Annotated in this window: 4 protein-coding genes; 3 read left to right on the forward strand and 1 reads right to left on the reverse strand. The window is 61.0% G+C overall.

The features are described from left to right. Positions 1–365 (reverse strand): UDP-glucose 6-dehydrogenase (locus tag VIH17_13640; GenBank protein HEY4684276.1); only part of this gene is annotated, 365 nt, incomplete at its 3' end. Between the two features lie 181 nt (positions 366–546). On the opposite strand from VIH17_13640, the gene VIH17_13645 reads away from it, so the two are divergent. From VIH17_13645 to VIH17_13655, 3 genes are all read left to right on the forward strand, one after another. Beyond that, entirely contained in the window at positions 547–858 is a 312-nt protein-coding gene (locus tag VIH17_13645) for a hypothetical protein (GenBank protein ID HEY4684277.1), read from the forward strand. 13 nt (positions 859–871) lie between these two features. Next, a complete protein-coding gene (locus tag VIH17_13650; GenBank protein ID HEY4684278.1) occupies positions 872–2,293 on the forward strand; it encodes an amidase in 1,422 nt (473 codons plus the stop codon). Positions 2,294–2,566: 273 nt separating this feature from the next. After that, positions 2,567–2,775, forward strand: a 209-nt coding sequence (locus tag VIH17_13655; protein HEY4684279.1) for a hypothetical protein, incomplete at its 3' end; no start/stop codon positions are given.

The raw sequence follows: 2,775 nt of genomic DNA on the forward strand, positions 1-2,775 counted from the left end.
ACCGTGCTCTTCTCCACGACCAATTTGTGACCGCGGCATTGCGTGGCGACCGTCCGGGCCAGCTTGTCGATCCCGGAAAGGTCAGCTTCGCCGTTCTCGAGCGGCGGCGTTCCCACGCAGATGAAAATGACATCGGAATCCTGGCTGGCAGCGGCCACGTCTCCCGTGAATCGGAGCCGGCCACGCCTCATGTTCTCGGACACCAAATCATCAAGATGAGGCTCGAAAATGGGGACTCGGCCGCGCAAGAGCACATCAATCTTCTGGGGATCATCGTCGGCGCCGATCACCTGGTGGCCCAGTTGGGCCAGACACGCCCCCGTCACCAAACCAACGTGGCCACACCCAACCACCGCAATTTTCATGATCGCATCCAAAGAAAGCGGAGCCAACGCGATAAGAAAATCCTAACCTTATCGACTGAGCAAGAGTAGTCTGCCGCCTTTCGGGCTGTCAACGGAGAAGCTTGCCATCGTTCTGGTTGCGATTCCCGCGCCGGGTAGCATACTATTCGGTCTCTCCATTCCTCGCGGAAAGGAAATATCCATGCGGCGAACAAGCCGCCGGATGAGTCGCCGGCTATTCAGCAAGCTTCTCGGCGGGTCAGTCCTCGCGGTGCCCTGGGTCATGCAGCAGAGCGGGACAGCGCCACAGGCCTTAGCGAACCCCGAACCGATAGAGGCAAGGTGGACGGACGCGCAAAGGCGCGAAGCGCGGAAGGCTGTCGAAGCAGTAGAAAAAGAGTCGGGAACGCTCGCCAAATTTGACGTCCCCGTCGCCGTGGAACCTGCTTTTGTTTTCCGCGCTATCCCTGTTCGGTCGCGTCGCACGCCATCGAGGGCAGCCGAGGGCCGTTGAGGAGCGGCTTGTCATGCTGAGTGAGGACATTTTCTTCTCACCCGTCACCGAGCTTGGCCAGAAGATTCGGCGTCATCAACTCTCGCCGGTGGAACTGGCGGAAGCCTATCTCGCCCGGCTGGAGAGCATGGGTCAAAAGCTGAACGCCGTCGCCACCATCACGCGTGAACTGGCTCTGGAACAAGCGCGGGCCGCCGAACAGGAGATTGCTGCCGGGAAGTACCGCGGGCCGCTGCACGGGATTCCTTACGGCGCCAAGGACCTCCTGGCCACACGGGGGATTCGAACCACCTGGGGCGCCAAGCCTTATGAAGATCAGGTATTCGATTTCGATGGCACAGTCATCCGTCGCTTGCGGCACGCGGGCGCCGTTTTGGTGGCGAAGTTGGCCATGGTCGAGCTCGCCGGTGGCGGAGGCTACCGTTACGCTGCCGCCTCGCTCACCGGCCCGGGCAAGAATCCCTGGAACCCGGGCCACTGGACCGGCGGATCTTCTAGCGGCTCGGGTGCAGCCGTGGCCGCCGGCCTGGTTGCCTTCGCCATCGGCTCGGAAACCTGGGGCTCGATCGTGAATCCTTCCTCGTTTTGTGGTGTCACCGGTATGCGGCCGACTTACGGTCGCGTCAGTCGCCACGGGGCGATGCCGCTATCCTGGACGATGGATAAGCTGGGGCCGATCGGCCGCACGGCAGTGGATTGCGGCCTGGTGCTCGCCGCCATCGCCGGTCCCGATCCTCAGGACGCTTCTTCCGTGCCGCAGTCGTTTTCGCCCGCTACGGAAACGCGGCCGGCACGCCCCTGGCTTGCCGCGACGGGATCGGGGCGTGTTGGGGTGATCCGAGAAGACTTTTCGAAACACGGCGATCCGGAAGTAGGCGCGGCATTTGGCGAAGCCTTGAAAGTATTGGAAGCATCCGGCGCCAGGCTCTCTGACGCAAAGCTTCCGGACTTTCCTTACGGGGCCGTGGCAGACCTGATTATCTCGGCCGAGGGTGCTTCTGTGTTTCGACCATTGATCGAAAGCGGCAAGATTTACGAATTGAATGATCCCCTGCAACCCGCCGGCCTCTATGCGGGGCTCAAGATACCGGCTGCCGACTACCTGAAGGCGATGCGCATCCGCGCCCGGATGCAAATCGAGCTGAACAAACTTTTCGAACGGTTCGACCTCTTGGTGGCGCCGAGCGAAATGAAAACCTCGCCAACGCTTGAGGCTGACCTGGAAAAGTATTTCAGCGGAGGCGGCGGGGAAATCGGAGCGGCGGGAAATCTTGCCGGTTGGCCGTGCGTGTCGGTTCCGATGGGCTTCGGGAAAAATCACTTGCCCGTCGGGCTACAAATCGTGGGAAGAGCCTTCGACGAAGCAAGCGTGATTGCTCTCGCTGCCGCCTACCAGAAGAAGACCGATTGGCACCGGCAACGGCCGCCGCATTAGCTGAGCAGGAGCTCGCTCCTGCTCTAAGCCACTGATTACGCGGAGGCAACCCCCGCGCGGAAGGCGGGAGCAAGCTCCCGCACTCCAAGAGGCTTGCTTTCGCGTTCGAAGAATTATTCGACGAACTTCAACTCAGGACACTAGAAGACCTTTGATGACGTCGCGAGGCTTTCCGTGTCATCCTGAGGTCGCCGCGGCGACCGAAGGATCTCATGGCAGAGATGCCCTTCGACAAGCTCAGGACAAGCTTTCACTTCGTTCAGCATGACATGTATGCAGTATGCGCCGGTGGTGGATTTGCCCGCCGATGGCGCATCTGCTACACTCCGCCCCGGGTTTATCGCTCGCATGAATGCCGCCGTTGACCTGAGTGTCCACGTTGCCGGCCTCAAGCTTTCCAATCCCATCCTGGCTGCCAGCGGAACGTTTGCTTATGGCGTCGAGTTTGCCCACCTCGCCGACTTGAACCGGCTCGGCGGGAT

This window comes from Candidatus Acidiferrales bacterium, assembly GCA_036514995.1.
In the GTDB taxonomy this organism is placed as follows: domain Bacteria; phylum Acidobacteriota; class Terriglobia; order Acidiferrales; family DATBWB01; genus DATBWB01.